Source organism: Acidobacterium capsulatum ATCC 51196, assembly GCF_000022565.1.
In the GTDB taxonomy this organism is placed as follows: domain Bacteria; phylum Acidobacteriota; class Terriglobia; order Terriglobales; family Acidobacteriaceae; genus Acidobacterium; species Acidobacterium capsulatum.
In genome coordinates, this window is the sequence record NC_012483.1 from 3,057,698 (window position 1) to 3,072,402 (window position 14,705).

General features: G+C 62.4%; 12 protein-coding genes. 2 read left to right on the forward strand and 10 right to left on the reverse strand.

Annotation, left to right across the window (positions count from 1 at the left end):
• Positions 1-42: 42 nt before the first annotated feature.
• From ACP_RS12595 to prfA, 7 genes are all read right to left on the reverse strand, one after another.
• Positions 43-786: a sulfite exporter TauE/SafE family protein gene (locus tag ACP_RS12595; protein WP_015897710.1), complete on the reverse strand. Its 744-nt coding sequence runs from the start codon at positions 784-786 to the stop codon at positions 43-45.
• 82 nt (positions 787-868) lie between these two features.
• Complete coding sequence (locus tag ACP_RS12600) at positions 869-1,780, reverse strand: MBL fold metallo-hydrolase (protein WP_015897711.1); 912 nt, start codon at positions 1,778-1,780, stop codon at positions 869-871.
• 3 nt (positions 1,781-1,783) lie between these two features.
• Entirely contained in the window at positions 1,784-4,042 is a 2,259-nt protein-coding gene (locus ACP_RS12605; protein ID WP_015897712.1) for a S9 family peptidase, read from the reverse strand.
• Between the two features lie 325 nt (positions 4,043-4,367).
• Positions 4,368-5,630, reverse strand: coding sequence for an ABC transporter permease (locus tag ACP_RS12610; RefSeq protein WP_015897713.1), 1,263 nt, complete (start codon positions 5,628-5,630; stop codon positions 4,368-4,370).
• A gap of 118 nt (positions 5,631-5,748) precedes the next feature.
• Positions 5,749-7,014, reverse strand: a complete 1,266-nt coding sequence (locus tag ACP_RS12615) for an aminopeptidase (protein ID WP_015897714.1) — start codon at positions 7,012-7,014, stop codon at positions 5,749-5,751.
• Between the two features lie 124 nt (positions 7,015-7,138).
• Positions 7,139-7,990 carry a peptide chain release factor N(5)-glutamine methyltransferase gene (gene prmC, locus ACP_RS12620; protein WP_041839557.1) on the reverse strand — a complete coding sequence of 284 codons (852 nt, stop codon included), beginning with the start codon at positions 7,988-7,990 and terminating at the stop codon, positions 7,139-7,141.
• A gap of 63 nt (positions 7,991-8,053) precedes the next feature.
• Positions 8,054-9,130, reverse strand: coding sequence for a peptide chain release factor 1 (prfA, locus tag ACP_RS12625; protein ID WP_015897716.1), 1,077 nt, complete (start codon positions 9,128-9,130; stop codon positions 8,054-8,056).
• Between the two features lie 162 nt (positions 9,131-9,292).
• On the opposite strand from prfA, the gene ACP_RS12630 reads away from it, so the two are divergent.
• Positions 9,293-10,957, forward strand: a complete 1,665-nt coding sequence (locus ACP_RS12630; RefSeq protein ID WP_148215149.1) for an ATP-dependent DNA ligase — start codon at positions 9,293-9,295, stop codon at positions 10,955-10,957.
• A 251-nt stretch (positions 10,958-11,208) separates the two neighbouring features.
• On the opposite strand, the gene ACP_RS12635 is transcribed toward ACP_RS12630, so the two are convergent.
• From ACP_RS12635 to ACP_RS12645, 3 genes are all read right to left on the reverse strand, one after another.
• Positions 11,209-12,243, reverse strand: a complete 1,035-nt coding sequence (locus tag ACP_RS12635; RefSeq protein ID WP_015897718.1) for a nucleoside hydrolase — start codon at positions 12,241-12,243, stop codon at positions 11,209-11,211.
• 63 nt (positions 12,244-12,306) lie between these two features.
• Positions 12,307-13,284, reverse strand: coding sequence for a cation diffusion facilitator family transporter (locus ACP_RS12640; RefSeq protein WP_015897719.1), 978 nt, complete (start codon positions 13,282-13,284; stop codon positions 12,307-12,309).
• A 70-nt stretch (positions 13,285-13,354) separates the two neighbouring features.
• The gene (locus ACP_RS12645) at positions 13,355-13,834 is read right to left on the reverse strand and encodes a hypothetical protein (protein ID WP_015897720.1); all 480 of its coding nucleotides are present in this window, start codon (positions 13,832-13,834) and stop codon (positions 13,355-13,357) included.
• Between the two features lie 243 nt (positions 13,835-14,077).
• On the opposite strand from ACP_RS12645, the gene hslV reads away from it, so the two are divergent.
• The gene (gene hslV, locus ACP_RS12650; RefSeq protein ID WP_015897721.1) at positions 14,078-14,692 is read left to right on the forward strand and encodes an ATP-dependent protease subunit HslV; all 615 of its coding nucleotides are present in this window, start codon (positions 14,078-14,080) and stop codon (positions 14,690-14,692) included.
• Positions 14,693-14,705: the final 13 nt, after the last annotated feature.

Below are 14,705 nucleotides of genomic sequence, written 5' to 3' on the forward strand. Positions count from 1 at the left end.
GCGGCTCCGGTGGGGATGCAATTCTGACGCCGCACGCACAACTCAGCCCGCCGCATGCACCGTCTGCGCCAGCAGAATCACGCCAATCACCATCAGGCCCACATAAACATACTTGAGAAATCTCTCCGGATGCATGCGGCGATTCACCCATCGCCCCAGCGGAATCACAGGCAGCAGCACCGGCAGCGAAATCAGGTAGTAGTGCGTGACCGTGTGCGTCCACAGCCCGGCGCGCCAGTAGCCCAGCATGCAGAGTGCGCTGGCCGGCAAAAAATATCCCTGCAGCGTGGCGCGAAATTGCGGCGCGGGCCACCGCCGCAGCGCCCCATAAATCACCAGCGGCGGACTGTTCATGCCATAAGCGCCGCCCAGCACGCCGGCCAGCAGTCCGCAGCCCAGCAGCAGGGGGCGATGATCGCGGCGAATCTGCCAGCGCTGCAGGCCCGTCAGCGAGAACAGTGCAAACCCCATCAGTAGCAGCGCCAGCGCAATCTTGACCGCGCCCTCATGCCCGCTGGTAAGCAGCATCAATCCCAGCGGAATACCAAAACACGTCGCCACCAGCCACGACAGCGCGCTGCCGAAGTGAATCTTCTTCCAGTCCTGAATCAGAATGACCGTTGCCACCGTGATGGAGAGCAGAACCGCGAGCGGAGCGGCCGTTTGCACCGGCATGCAGAAGGCCAGCAGCGGCACTGCCAGCAGCGACTCTCCAAACCCGAAGGTCGAGCGCACGCCGGTCGCCAGCAACACAATGAGGATCACAAACAGAGAAGTGGAGAGCATGAGAGTGCGTAATCCTGCGCCGAAGCGCTCAAGAGGTGCGAGCCAGTTTCATTTGGTGTCAGGGCATGCGAAGCAGAGCGAATCAGCCCTGCCGCATCACCGGCTTGCTCTTTTCATTCAGCTTCACATGCCCAAACGGCACGTGGTGGTCATGCGTGAAGAGCACCAGCCACTGCTCCGGAATCGCCCTCTTGTAAAACCGCTTGCGCTGCTCAATGCACGTGAGCGGATCAAGGTCATACCCCATCACCCACGTGATATCCAGGTGTGCGCTCGTCGGAATCAAATCCGAGATGTAGCATCCCCGCTGCCCCGCTGAATCAATGTTCACCGCGAGCAGTTGCGAGGTGTGTCCCGGATAACACTCCACCGAAATCCCGGGCACAATCTCCGTCACTTCATTGGGCCGCGTGTCCAGCAGCGTCATCTGCCCGCTCTCCACCAGCGGATCGTAATTCGGGCTGTTGTAGCTGACCGCGTCGCGCTCCAGTTGCAGGTGCCCGTGGGCTACTTCCCCTCGGTGCGCAAAGTAGCGCGCATTCGGGAAGGTCGGCACAATGCGTCCATCCGGCAGCTTCGTCGTGTTCCAGCCGCAGTGGTCAAAGTGCAGATGCGTGTTGATCACCACATCCACTTCTTCCGGCCGCACGCCCGCGGCCTCCAGCGCGCGCGGCAACTGCTCCTTGGCTTCAAAAATGGCGCGCATCTTCTCGCTCATTTTGTTGCCGAGGCCCGTCTCAATCGCCACGGTGTGCTGGCCCGTGCGCACAATCACCGTGTTGGTGCCCAGCAGAATGCGGTTCTGCGCATCCGCGGGCGCGCGCTTCTCCCACATCGGCTTGGGGACGACTCCGAACATCGCCCCTCCGTCGAGAAAGTAGTGCCCGTCGCTCACCACCGTCAGCTCAAAGTCGCCAACGGTGGTGCGGCCGCGCACCGGCTCGTGAGTATTCGCCCGCTCTGCAGGATGGCTCAGGGCTGCAGGATGCGCCATCGGTTATTCTCCTGCTCCGCCCGGCACAGGATGTTCAGGCATCAGGTACAGCTCAAACTCCTGCAGAATGCGGTTGTAGAGTTCGGTCTGGTCCAGCGCTCCGGCAATCGAGTGCGTCTTGCGCGGGAAGACGTTGTAGTCATATGGCACACCCGCTTCAATCAGCTTCTGAATGTACTGAATCGTGTTGGCAAAGTGTACGTTGTCATCGCCCGTGCCGTGCATCAGCAGCAGATGCCCATGCAGATGCGCCACGCTGTTCTGCACGGAGTCCACCTCGTACGCATGCGCATCTTCGCTCGGCAGGCCCATGTAGCGCTCCGTATAGATGGAGTCATAATTGCGCCAGCTCGTCACCGGAGCCACGGCCACACCCACGCGGAAGCGATCCGAGTGCGACAGTGCATACAGCGTGAAGGTTCCGCCCCAGCTCCAGCCCCACCAGCCCAGCCGGTGCGGGTCAAGTTGCGGATACTTCTTCAGCACCTGATCGACCGACGCAAGCTGATCGGCCAGCTCCGGCGGACCGAAGTTGTGATAGCACGCCTGCTCAAAGGCGCGGCCACGTGCGCCCATGCCGCGGTTGTCCATCGTGAGCACGGCAAAGCCATGCTGCGCCAGCAGCTCGTTCCAGAACAGATGCCGCCCGCCCCAGCGGTCTGTGGCCTCGCCCACATCCGGGCCGCCATAAGGATTCACGATCAGCGGCACGCTATGCGCGGCCGTCTTGCCCTCGGGCAGCATCAGCGTGCCGTAGAGCGTCGTCTTGCCGTCGGCGGCCTTCAGCGTCAAAAGCACCGACTGTTGCAGATCGTGGCCGGTCACCGGCGTCGAGGTCCAGAAAGAATGGCACGCACCCTGCGGATTGCAAAAGGCCACCGCTGGCGGAGTGGTCATGTCAGAGTACTCGTCAATGTAGGACGAGCCATGCGGCGGAAACTTCGGCTCATGCACGCCGCCCGTCTGCGAAACACGGCGCTTGCCGCTGCCATCCAGATTCACGGCCCACACCTGGTGCGCGCGCGGATTGCCCTCGTTCGAAACGTAGTAGATCGTGCCCGTAGCTTTGTCCACGGAGCCGATCGACATCACCTCGTAATCGCCGTGCTCCACTTCGTTCTCCAGCTTCGCGGGCGCGGCCATCGGGTCGGCCGCGTCAAAGCTGTAGCGGTAGATGTGCGTGTGCCCATCGCGCCAGCTCAGCAGCAGAAACTGGTGATCGCCCACAAACGTTACGCCATACGTCGTGTTGAAATACTTCGGCTCGGTCTGCGCCAGCGCCAGCTTCACCTGGCCCGTGTGGGTGTCGGCAAAGTAGATGTTTTCGTGCTTCTGTGCGCGGTCCAGCGTCTCCACCCACACAATGTGGTCATTCACCCAGCCAAAGCGCGGAATATACCCATTGCCCGTATCGAGTGGAATCTTCAGCCAGCTCACCGGCCCGCCCGCGGCCTTCACCACGCCCACGCGCACGCCGGGGTTCGGGTCGCCCGGCTGCGGATACCGCTGCCACCACTGAATGCGCGCATGCACCGGCAGCCAGTCTTCAATCGGGTAGAGCGGCACGCGGTCCTCATTCATCTGCAAAAAGGCAATCTGCTTCGAGTCCGGCGACCAGAAGTAGTTGCTGCGCACATCCAGCTCTTCGAGGTACACCCAGTCAATGCCGCCATTCAGCACTGTCTTTGAGCCGGAGTTGGTCAGCGCCCGCGCCTGCGAGGCATCCTGCTCCGGCTGTACGTAAACGTTGTTGTTACGAATGTAGGAGATGTACTGCCCGTTGGGTGAAAACTTCGGGTCGTCGCCGCTCTGCATGCCGGTGTTGCCCACCTTGCGGCCCTTGCCTTTTGCCGTGCTGAAGAGCCACAGCTCGCCATTCGTATCAAACAGCAGGTGCTTTGAGTCCGGAGCCCAGATGTAGTCCGGCTCGTCATAGCGGTTGCGGTGATCGCGGTCCTGCTCGCTGATCGGCGCGTTCAGCAGCGGCTCCAGCTCTTTGCTCGCGATAATCTTGCGCGCGCTCGCGCCGCCCACCACAAACTCCCGCAGGTTGCCGCTGCCATCCAGATAGGTGACCTGCTTCGAGTCCGGAGCCCAGTAGATCTGGTCCGGCGCGTAACCGGTCAGGCTGGGTCCGCCAAAGACTTCCTTCACCGTCCAAGGCTGAGCAGCCTGCGCGTGCAGCGCGGGGGCAGGGCAAAAGGCCAGGGCAAGCGGCAGCACGGCAGATTGCAGTGCGAGGGCAAAGCTCTTTCGAGTCAAAAGGGTGTACTCCCTGAAGATGATCTTTCGCGCCCGGCGCATCTCGAACGGCGCAGCGCGAAAGAGCATTCTAGTGCATCCAAAGGCAACATGGCGCAACAGAGATGTGTCCCTGTGCTCATCAGCCTGCCCGGAACGCAGTCAAAGGGTGCCACAGGCATCCCACAAAAGCCTTGTATGTGTGTTCGAACGATAGAAGGGAGATACGGGAAATCTGTATCAGGGCACGGCTTTAGCCGTGCCAAAAGCCCTGCAAAAAAAACGGGGCTTTAGCCCCTGCAGCCCGGCTGTGTCTGCGTGACCATCGAAGACCCTCGCAGTCAGCCTACTCGTACTTGAGCGACTCGACCGGGTCCATCTGCGCGGCGCGGTTCGCCGGCAGCGTGCCAAAAACCACGCCCACCGCGACCGAGGTGCCCAGCGCCACCAGAATCGATATGCCCGAAATAGGCAGCTTATAGCTGGTAAACAGGCGCACTGAGAGCGGCAGCGAGATGCCGATCAGCGTGCCCACCAGTCCGCCGGCGAGCGAAATGAAGATGGCCTCAATCAAAAACTGCAGTTTGATCTCCCGGGCCGTCGCGCCCAGCGCCTTGCGAATGCCGATCTCGCGAATGCGCGAGCGCACCGTCGCCAGCATGATGTTCATGATGCCCACGCCGCCCACGGCCAGCGTCACGGCGGCCACCAGCAGCAGGATGATCGTTAGCGCATTGGCAATGATGCCGGCCGTCGTGATCAGTGAGGTGAGGGTTGTCGCGGTATAAACAGAGTTCGGCTGGTGCCGCGACTTCACAATCTTCACAATCTGCTGCGCGGTCTGCTCAATGTCGCTCTGGTCGCGGGTCGAAAAGAAAATATCCTGCACATAGTCCGTGCCGGTAAAGTACCGCGCCACGGAGTAGGGAATCAGGATGGTCTCATCGCGAATCTCCGATTCGCCAAAGGTGTCCACGCTCTCTTTGAAGGTGCCGATGATCGTGAACGGAATGCCGCTGATCGTGAAGGTCTTGTTGATCGCATTCTGCGGACTGCCAAACATCAGCTTCGCCAGCGGCAGGGTAATGTCGGCCACCTGCGCGTGCGTGACTTCGTCTTCATCGTCAAAGAAGCGGCCCGTCGGCACGATGAGGTTGCGAATCTTGCGGTAGGGCGGCGTCACGCCCAGCACCAGAATGTCTTTCTCCACGCCGCTGCCCACGTCAATGCGGTCATGCATCTGCAGCAGGGGGGAGGCGGCCGCAATCTCGGGCAGTTGCTCTTCCACGGCGCGCATGTCGTCGAGCCGCAGGTAGTCGGTGCGGTAGTTGCTCACCGTGCCGCCGCCGCCGCCCGCGTACTCCAGGTCGATCATGTTGGTGCCGATGCTCTGCAGTTCGTGAATGATGAAGTGCTTGCCCGTCAGGCCGATCGTCACCACCAGAATTAGCGACATCGAGCCGATCACCATGCCCAGCGCCGTCAGCGCAAAGCGCATCTTGCTCGCGCGGAAGCTGTCCACGGCGAGACGCACAATCTCGCCCAGGCCCATCGTGCTGCGGGCGCTGGCCAGAGTGCTCTCAAAACTGCGGTGGGTATCGATCGCCATCTTTACTTTGAATGCGTCACGAGGTCAGGAGGGTTCAATTTTCGTTACAGAATCTGCCGGGCAGCCATGGACGAAGTAGATTCGCTCCGCCCACGGCAACCCAGCTTCATATCCTGCATCAGGCAGTCACAAACTCGCCCTTCACCATCAGCGGCTCATGGCTGCCGTCCGCATTCACGCCGTCCACGCTCACCTCGCCCGAGCCAATCATCCAGTCCACGTGAATCAGGCTCTCATTCGCGCCCTTCGCGGCCAGCTCTTCGGGCTTCATGTTTTCGCCGTTCTTCACGCAGGTGCTGTAGGCCTGCCCCAGCGCAATGTGGCAGGCGGCATTCTCGTCAAAGAGCGTGTTCCAGAAGAGCACGCCGCTGGCCGAGATGGGCGACGAATGCGGCACCAGCGCCACCTCGCCCAGCATGCGCGCGCCCGCGTCGGTCTCAATCATGCGCTGCAGCACGGCCTCGCCGGCGGCGGCATGCGCCTCCACAATGCGGCCATTCTCAAAGCGTACTGAGATCTTCTCAATCAGCGTGCCCTGGTGCGAGAGCGGCTTGGTGCTGGTCACCGTGCCGTTCACGCGGTCTTTGTGCGGCGTCGTGAACACCTCTTCGGTCGGCAGGTTCGGAATGCAATATTGCCCGTTGTGCGCCTGTGTGCCGCCGCCCAGCCACAGATGATCGTCCGCCAGGCCCACAGTCAAATCTGTGCCCGGCCCGCGGAAGTGCAGCGCATGGTAGCGCTTCTTGTTCAGGTAATCGGCGCGCTGATGCAGCTTCGCGTCGTGCTCCTTCCATGCCGCTACGGGGTCTTCGCGGTCCACGCGCGTCGCCGCGAAAATGGCGTCCCACAGGCGCGCCAGCGCCTGGTCTGCCGGCAGATCAGGAAAGACCAGCTTCGCCCAGTCCGGCGTCGCCGCCGGCACAATCGTCCAGTTGATCGCGTGCTTGGTGATCAGCTCCAGCGCCGGCCGGTAGGCAATCGAATTCGAGCGGTTGGCGCGGCCCACCTTTTCCGGGTCTTCTTTTGACAGCAGCGCCGGATTCGCCCCGGCCACGGCCATGCGCGCCGCGCCGCTCGCGTAAGCGGCTGCCATGCCCTCGTAGAGCCAGCCCGCGGCCTTGTCAAAGCTCGCATCCTTGCCGTGGCGGTAGCGCAGCAGCGTCGATGCCTCATCGCTCAGCAGCGTCGTGACCAGCGAAGCGCCCGCCTCATATGCATGCGCGGTGATGCGGCGCACCAGCGGCAGCGTATCCACGCTCGCGGTCAGCACCAGCTCCTGGCCCTCCTTGAGGCCAAGACCCACGCGCACGGCCACATCGGCCAGACGGTCGAGTTTCTGCTCAAAGGTCAGTGTTTTCTCAGGGGTAACAGCGGCAACACTCATGCAATTCGCTCCTGCCGCCATTATTTCACCATTCAGAGCACCGCCGCCGCGCCCGGCATAGTGCCGCTTCGGGTGCGGCTTGCGCAGTTTTTATTGCGTGCAAATAGGTGCAAAGCCGCGCAAATTAACGATCTATCGCCTTCCGCGCCATCACAACCCGGGGAATCCCCTGCAGATCATCCACAAAAGCTATGTCATCCCAGCCCGCCAGCAGCTCCGCAAGCGCCGCCCGCTGCCCATGCCCTATCTCCATCAGCAGCCAGCCTCCGGGCTCCAGCACCTCGGCGGCTTCCGGAATCAGCCGCCGGTACACATCGAGTCCCTCCGCCCCGGCAAACAGCGCGGAGTGCGGCTCAAAATCGCGCACCTGCGGCTCCAGCTCTTCGCCACCCGGCACATATGGCGGATTCGACACAATCATCGCAAAGCGCTCACCGCGCACCGCCGCCAGCAGGTCTGATTGCAGAAAGCGCATTCGCTCCGCCACGCCATGCGCGGCTGCATTTTCGCGCGCAATCCGCAAAGCCGCCTCTGAAAGATCCAGCGCCGTCACCAGCGCCTGCGGCCGGCTCGCCGCCAGCGCAATCGCAATCGCGCCCGACCCCGTGCCAATGTCGGCCACGCGCACGGTCTCACCCTCGGGCAGCCGCTCCAGCGCCGCCTCCACCAGGTGCTCCGTCTCGGGGCGGGGAATCAGCACATCCGGCGTCACCCGCAGCCGCAATCCCCAGAACTCCTGCTCGCCCACAATGTATTGCACCGGCTCCTGCGCGGCCCGCCGCAATATCCAGCTCTCAAATTGCGTGACCTGCTCTGCGGTCATAGCATCGTCAGAGTGCACGATGAGCCACGCGCGATTGCGCCCCAGTACATGCTGCAGCAATAGTTCGGCATCGCGCCGCGCCGTGGGCAGCCCCGCAAGGCGTTGCGTGGCCTGGTCAAGAATGGTGCGCACACTCGGCATTGTCGAAGCCATAACCTCTGATTCAGCGTGCTGCGACCGCAGCATCAGCCGCGGGGCTTTCGGTCCTGACAGCCCTTAAGCCACCGCCTCTGACTCCGCCTTCAAACGCTCCGCGTTAAAGTGCGCCGTCAGTGCATCAATCACCGGCTGCAGCCGGCCTTCCATCACTTCGGCCAGTTGATGAATCGTCAGCCCGATGCGATGGTCCGTCAGCCGGTTCTGCGGAAAGTTATACGTGCGAATCTTCTCGCTGCGGTCGCCGGAACCCACTTGCTGCTTGCGCTCCTTGGCCAGCGCCTGCTGCTGCCGCTCCATCTCCACTTCATACAGGCGCGAACGCAGCACGCGCATCGCCTTCTCGCGATTCTTGATCTGCGACTTCTCGTCCTGGCAGCTCACCACCGTGTTGGTGGGCAGGTGCGTGATGCGCACGGCGGAGTAGGTCGTGTTCACCGACTGCCCGCCCGGCCCCGAGGAGCAGAACGTATCGATGCGAAGATCCTTCGCCTCAATCTTCACGTCCACCTCTTCGGCTTCCGGCAGCACCGCCACCGTGATGGCCGACGTATGCACGCGGCCCTGCGTCTCCGTGGCCGGAACGCGCTGCACCCGGTGCACGCCGCTCTCATACTTCATCTGTGAGTACACGTGGTCGCCTTCAATGATGGCGATCACTTCCTTCGCGCCGCCCACCGACGATTCTGACATCGACAGCACTTCCACCTTCCACCGCCGCTGCTCGGCATAGCGCGCATACATGCGAAACACCTCGGCCGCAAACAACGAGGCCTCATCGCCGCCCGTACCCGCGCGAATTTCCACCACGACGTTCTTCTCATCGTTCGGGTCCTTCGGCAGCAGCAGCAGCTTCAGGTCCGCCTCAATCTGCGGCAGCCGTTCTTCCAGCGAAGCCAGCTCTTCCTCGGCCATCGCGCGAATCTCCGCGTCGGCCTCATTCATCATGCCGCGTGCATCGGCAATGCCGTTCTGCACCTCGCGGTACTCGCGAAACTTCTCCACGACGTCTTCCAACTCGCGGTGCTGCTTGGCGGTCTTCTGGTACTTCTGCTGGTCGGCAATCAGCGCGGGATCGGCCATCTCGCGGCCCAGCTCTTCATAACGGGTTTCAATCTGCTCAAGGCGTTCAAACATGGTGTGTGGCGCTCCAGCCGCCGATTCTGATAAGGAGGGAAATGAGGAAAAACGCAGACAAGGGCGCAGGCAGCGGGAGCTGCTAACGGTGGGCGCGAAGAGGAAGCGTCTGCTGCATCTACTGTTATTTTACTGCGTTTGTGTACGAATGTTACTGCGTTTATGCCGGAGTGGAACTATCTCAATCAGAAAGCAGCCTTCTCCATGACCCGTCCGGCTCCCCAAACTTCCGCCCCATTCGATGCTTTTGCCCGCTGCAACGATGCGCTGGCCGCCACGCCCGGCAAACTCGCCAGGCGCGAAATTCTCGTCGCATATCTCCGCCCGCTCGCCGTGCCCGATGCCGCCCGCGCCGCTTCTTCCGTTCCGCCCACGCTCACTCTCGCGGATGTCGAGCAGGCCTTCGCGCAAATCGCCGCCGCACGCGGCCCCGCGCCGCGCCTCCAGCGGGTGCGGCAGTTATTGGCCTGCGCCACGCCCCTTGAGATCAAATACCTCATCAAGCTCATGCTCGGCGACCTGCGCACCGGCGTGAAGCAGGCTCTTGTCGAGGAGGCCATCGCCCAGCTCCATGAGGTGGAACTGCCCACGCTGCGCCGCGCCCTCATGCTGAACGGCAGCCTGCCCGAGGTGGTCGCCATGGCAGCCGCGCATACGCTCCCTCAGGCGCAGATGCGCCTCTTTCATCCTCTCGGCTTCATGCTCGCCAGTCCCGTGGCCGGCGTGGAAGAGGCCATGGCGCGCTTTGCGTCCAAGCCGGATGCGCGGCAAGCCTCTGAACCTCCCACTGCCATCCAGATCGAAGACAAATACGACGGCATCCGCGCGCAGCTCCATTGCGGAGATCCCGCCCAGCCCGGCCGCGTCACCCTCTTCTCACGCAACCGCGAAGACATCGGCATCAGCTTTCCTGAGCTCATCGAGGCCTTCGCCGCCATGCCTGAGCCGGTCGTCCTCGACGGTGAAATCCTCGCCTGGCAACCTGCCTCCGCCACCGGGGCTGCGCGCGCCATGCCCTTCGCCGCGCTCACCCAGCGCCTTGGCCGCAAACGCGTCACCGCGCAAATGCGCGATCAGATTCCGGTGGTCTTTATGGCCTTTGACCTGCTCGCGCGCCATGGAGAACTGCTGCTCGACCAGCCGCTCTCCTCGCGCCGGCAGCAACTCGAAGCATTCCTCGCTGCCGCCTCTCCGCTCGCCTTGCCGGCCGGCGCCGCCCAAAGTTCCCTCTTTGCTGCGGAGGAATCAGCAGACTTCTTGCGCCTCAAGCTCGCTCCCGCCACGCAACTGGAGTCTGCCGCGCAACTGGACCGCGCCTATCAGGACGCCCGAGCGCGCGGCAATGAAGGCGTCATGCTCAAAGCCCTCGCCAGCCCTTATCAGCCGGGCCGCCGCGGCCTTGCCTGGCTCAAGCTCAAGCGCGAGCTTGCCACGCTTGATGTTGTCGTCACGGGAGCCGAATTCGGTCACGGCAAACGCGCGCACGTCCTCAGCGACTACACCTTTGCGGTGCGCGATGGCGAAGAGCTGAAAAACATCGGCAAGGCCTACTCCGGCCTCACCGACGCCGAGATCGCCGCGAATACAAAGTTTCTGAAAGAGCACACGCTCGAAGACTTCGGCCACTTCCGCTCCGTCGAGCCACTGCTCGTGCTCGAGGTCGCCTTCAACAACATCCAGCGCTCTGAGCGGCACAACAGCGGCTTCGCGCTTCGCTTTCCGCGCATCGTTCGCATCCGCGACGACAAGCCGGTCGAGGAGATCGACACCCTCGCCCGCGTCGAAGAGCTTTACCAATCCCAACCGGACAAGCCCCCGGAGGCTTAGTTGCGGGTGCCCCACATCTCGATTCTGAGATGTGGGTTTTCGATGCTCCATCCTTGTTATCCGGCAGAACGCTCGTATCGGGGCATGGCGTTAGCCCCTGTCACAGGGCGGGTGCCCCACATCTCGATTCTGAGATGTGGGTTTCGCGGTCCCATCCTTGCGCATAGAGCAGAGCACTTGTATCAGGGCATGGCTTTAGCCATGCCATAATCCCTGCGAAAAGAACGGGGCTTTAGCCCCTGCCATTCCAATTACGGATTACTGGAAGCCGCAGGCGTCCCCGCCAGAATCGGCTCTCCCGCCGTGCCCATCAACTGCGGCAGCAGAAAGTGAAAGAACTTGTCCGAGTCCGAGTGCAGGCACACATTCGCGTTCGGCGTGCCGCTGCCCACATGCGTGAAGCCGCGGTTGCCAATCACAATGTCCATCGGCTGCGTGGGGCACAGCGAGGGATCCATCACATACGCCACAGCCATCGCGTCATATAGCGTTGGCGTGGGGTTCTGCATCGCCGCTGTCCATTCATTCGTGAGCGTGCTGAGCGTATCCGTCAGCGGCGTCCCTGCGCTGAAGACAATCGGCCGCATCACCTCATCCAGCTTCAGTTGCGTGGAGTCGAGCGGCATCATGTCAATCGGCACGCCCGAGGCAAAGAGCTTCTGTGCTGCCGGAATATCAGACGCAATGTTGTACTCCGCGCTCGGCGACTCACCCGGCAGATAGCCAAGATTGCCATAGCCCTGGTGGATCGAGCCGCCCATCAGCACCACGCGCTTCAGTTGCTTAAACGTCGCCGGATCGCGCGCAATCAGCGCCGCCAGATTATGAAACGGCGCCAGCGCAATCAGCGTGATCTGTCCGGGATATTTCTTGATTTCGCTCTGCAAAAACTGCACCGCATCGGGCCAGCTTCCCGGCCGTGCCTGGTAGCCCTCGGCGTAATACTCCTGCGTAAATGCAGCCGTCGGCTGCGTGTGCAGGCCAGCCGCTACCGGAATATCCGAGTGGCCCGTCGCATCGAGAAACCGCTTCACCAGCCGCGCGCGCAGCGTCGTGTCGCCCCAGTCCGTCGTGACGCCCAGCACCTGCAACTGCGGCGAAGAAACCGCCAGCCCCAGCGCATACGCGTCGTCGATATCGTCTCCAATATCGGTGTCGATAATCACCTTCTGCGGCGGAGCCGTCACGGCATTCGCTGTTCCGGGTGTCGTCTGGCTTGCCGAAGCCGCAGGCGTGTTCTGCGTGGCTGAAGTCGTGGCCGGCGTCGTGGGTGCTGTCTGCGCCATGCCCGGCAGTGCGCTCACCGCGCACAGCAAAAAAGGGGTTAGCAATTTCCGCATCATCTGCCTCTAATGGACGTGCCCATGCTCATGATCGTGAGCATGGCCGTGACTGTGGCCGTGATGATGTCCATGGCCTGCGTCGCTGACCTCGAGCGGAGAAGCGCAGCCATGCGACACCTCGCACGGCGCATTCTCAAACTGCACTGTCGTGTGCTGAATGTGAAACTTGTCGCGCAGCATGCAGCGAATGTTCTCCAGAATCAGTTGGCTCTCTGACGGCGGAATATCCGGAATCGTCACATGCGTGGCCAGCGCGTGGCTGTTCGAGCCCAGGCTCCACACATGCAGGTCGTGCACATCTTCCACGCCGTCAATGGTGCAGAGCCGCGTGCGAATCTCTTCCAGGCGCAGCCCGCGCGGCGTGCCTTCGAGCAGTATGTTCAGCGTCTCGCGCACAATGCCCAGCGAAGACCAGAAGATCATCGCCGCAATGCCCAGCGAGAGCGCCGGGTCCACCCACGTCATGCCAGTGAAAAAAATCACCACGCCGCCCACAATCACAGCGGCCGTGGAGAGCGTGTCGCCCAGCATGTGGATGTACACGCTGCGCATATTCACGTCGTGGCTCACGCGCCACAACAGCGTCGCGATGACGCCGTTCATCAGTACCCCGGCGGCGGCCACCGCCATCATGATCTTCGGATGCACACCCGCCGGATGCTGAAACCGCGCCACCGCTTCCCAGGCAATCCAGACTGAAATCACCATCAGCGCCAGCGCATTCAAAAATGCCGCCAGCACTCCCGCGCGATGATATCCAAAGGTCTTGCGAGGGTTGGCCGGGCGCATCTGAAAGTAGACGGCCACAAATGACAGCACCAGCGCCAGCGCATCCGAAGCATTATGCCCCGCCTCTGAGATCAGCGCCAGCGAGTGCGCGCGCCATCCGGCAAAGAGCGTCAGCCCGACATAGCCAAGCGTCGCCGCGACAGAAAACTGCAGCACGCGTTGCGTTTTTTTCGTGGGTGCGGCGTGTACGTGCATCTTTTATCAGTCTATCGGCAGCAGCCTGCGGCGGGGAAATGACCGCTCTCCCCCCGAAAAACTGGCTCTCCTACGCTGAGGTCGTCGTCCGGGGCGTGCGCTGCGGAGGAATCCCGCGCCGCACCGGCACGCCTGAGGCAATATCCCGCAGCCCTGACCAGGTTTCGGCTACCACAATGCTGTTGGTGGGCCGGTGCGTGTCATACCGCACCGAGCAGGGAAACCCCAGCCGCATCTGGTGAATATCGAGATATTCGCTCAGCGTCGAGACATCCTGCGAGCACTCGTACACCACCCCGGCAATCTCATATTTGTACAGAATCAGTTGCATGCCGCCCTTGCGGCCGCTCTCTTCTTCCGTCAGGTCTGAGACGTCGAGCACCGTGCCGTCAATCAGCCGCCCCATCCGCACCAGATCCTCGCGCCGCATCCGTTCCAGGTCGTCGGCGGTGGGGCGTTTGCGCAGCATCAGCCAGGCCCCGGCTCCGGCGGCAAATAACGCGAAAACGGCTGCTGTTCCATACACCTGAGGGTCGCGCAAGTTATACACCGGCAGAGCTCCGCAATCGGCAAAAAGAACCAAGGTCGTGCAACGGCAGAATACCTCAGGTCCATCCGGATTTCTCCTCCCATTCTGCCCCGCACCATGACCTTCTGTTCACAGTGGGAAAAGCCCCATCCTGCCCCGCTCGGAAATCGCCCGTGCCGCCCCGCCATCACCGCCCGCCGCCGCAGGGACGCTGTCCCGCCGCCGCTCAAATCCCCGCCACGCGGGCGATATACTCAAAAGAGCATGTCAACTCGCCGGAATTCTTCGTTAGCCGCCCCGGGCGGCGATTCTTCTTTCCACACTTCGCAGGCTGCCCGCGCGCCGCGCATCCGTTCCACCACCGTCATCTGCGTGCGCCGCGGCAACAGCGTCGTCATGGCCGCCGATGGACAGGTCACCATGGGCGACGCCGTCATCAAGCAGTCCGCCCGCAAGGTGCGCCGCCTCTATCAGGACAAGGTGCTCGCTGGCTTTGCCGGTTCCACCGCCGATGCCTTCTCCCTCTTCGGCCGCTTTGAGGGCAAGCTCGAGCAGCACGCCGGCAACCTGGGCCGCGCCGCCGTCGAGCTCGCGAAAGACTGGCGCACCGACAAAATGCTCCGCAACCTTGAAGCTCTGCTTATCGTGGCCGATCCCCATCAGATGTTCCTCATCGGCGGCGCCGGCGACGTCATCGAGCCCGACGAAGGCGTCACCGCCATCGGCAGCGGAGGCTCCTACGCCATGGCCGCCGCCCGCGCCCTGCTCGAAAACACCGATCTCTCCGCCCGCGAAATCGCCGAAAAGGCCCTCCGCATCGCCGGAGACATCTGCATCTACACCAACGGCCACATCACCCTCGAAGAACTGCAAGCCTAGCGCTCAGAAAGGA

Bases quoted from the DNA above. Each gene is read 5' to 3' on its own strand.
- ACP_RS12595 (WP_015897710.1), bottom strand. From the start codon at position 786: ATGCTCTCCACTTCTCTGTTTGTGATCCTCATTGTGTTGCTGGCGACC.
- ACP_RS12600 (WP_015897711.1), bottom strand. From the start codon at position 1,780: ATGGCGCATCCTGCAGCCCTGAGCCATCCTGCAGAGCGGGCGAATACT.
- ACP_RS12610 (WP_015897713.1), bottom strand. From the start codon at position 5,630: ATGGCGATCGATACCCACCGCAGTTTTGAGAGCACTCTGGCCAGCGCC.
- ACP_RS12615 (WP_015897714.1), bottom strand. From the start codon at position 7,014: ATGAGTGTTGCCGCTGTTACCCCTGAGAAAACACTGACCTTTGAGCAG.
- prmC (WP_041839557.1), bottom strand. From the start codon at position 7,990: ATGGCTTCGACAATGCCGAGTGTGCGCACCATTCTTGACCAGGCCACG.
- prfA (WP_015897716.1), bottom strand. From the start codon at position 9,130: ATGTTTGAACGCCTTGAGCAGATTGAAACCCGTTATGAAGAGCTGGGC.
- ACP_RS12630 (WP_148215149.1), top strand. From the start codon at position 9,293: ATGCCGGAGTGGAACTATCTCAATCAGAAAGCAGCCTTCTCCATGACC.
- ACP_RS12635 (WP_015897718.1), bottom strand. From the start codon at position 12,243: ATGGCGCAGACAGCACCCACGACGCCGGCCACGACTTCAGCCACGCAG.
- ACP_RS12640 (WP_015897719.1), bottom strand. From the start codon at position 13,284: ATGCACGTACACGCCGCACCCACGAAAAAAACGCAACGCGTGCTGCAG.
- hslV (WP_015897721.1), top strand. From the start codon at position 14,078: ATGTCAACTCGCCGGAATTCTTCGTTAGCCGCCCCGGGCGGCGATTCT.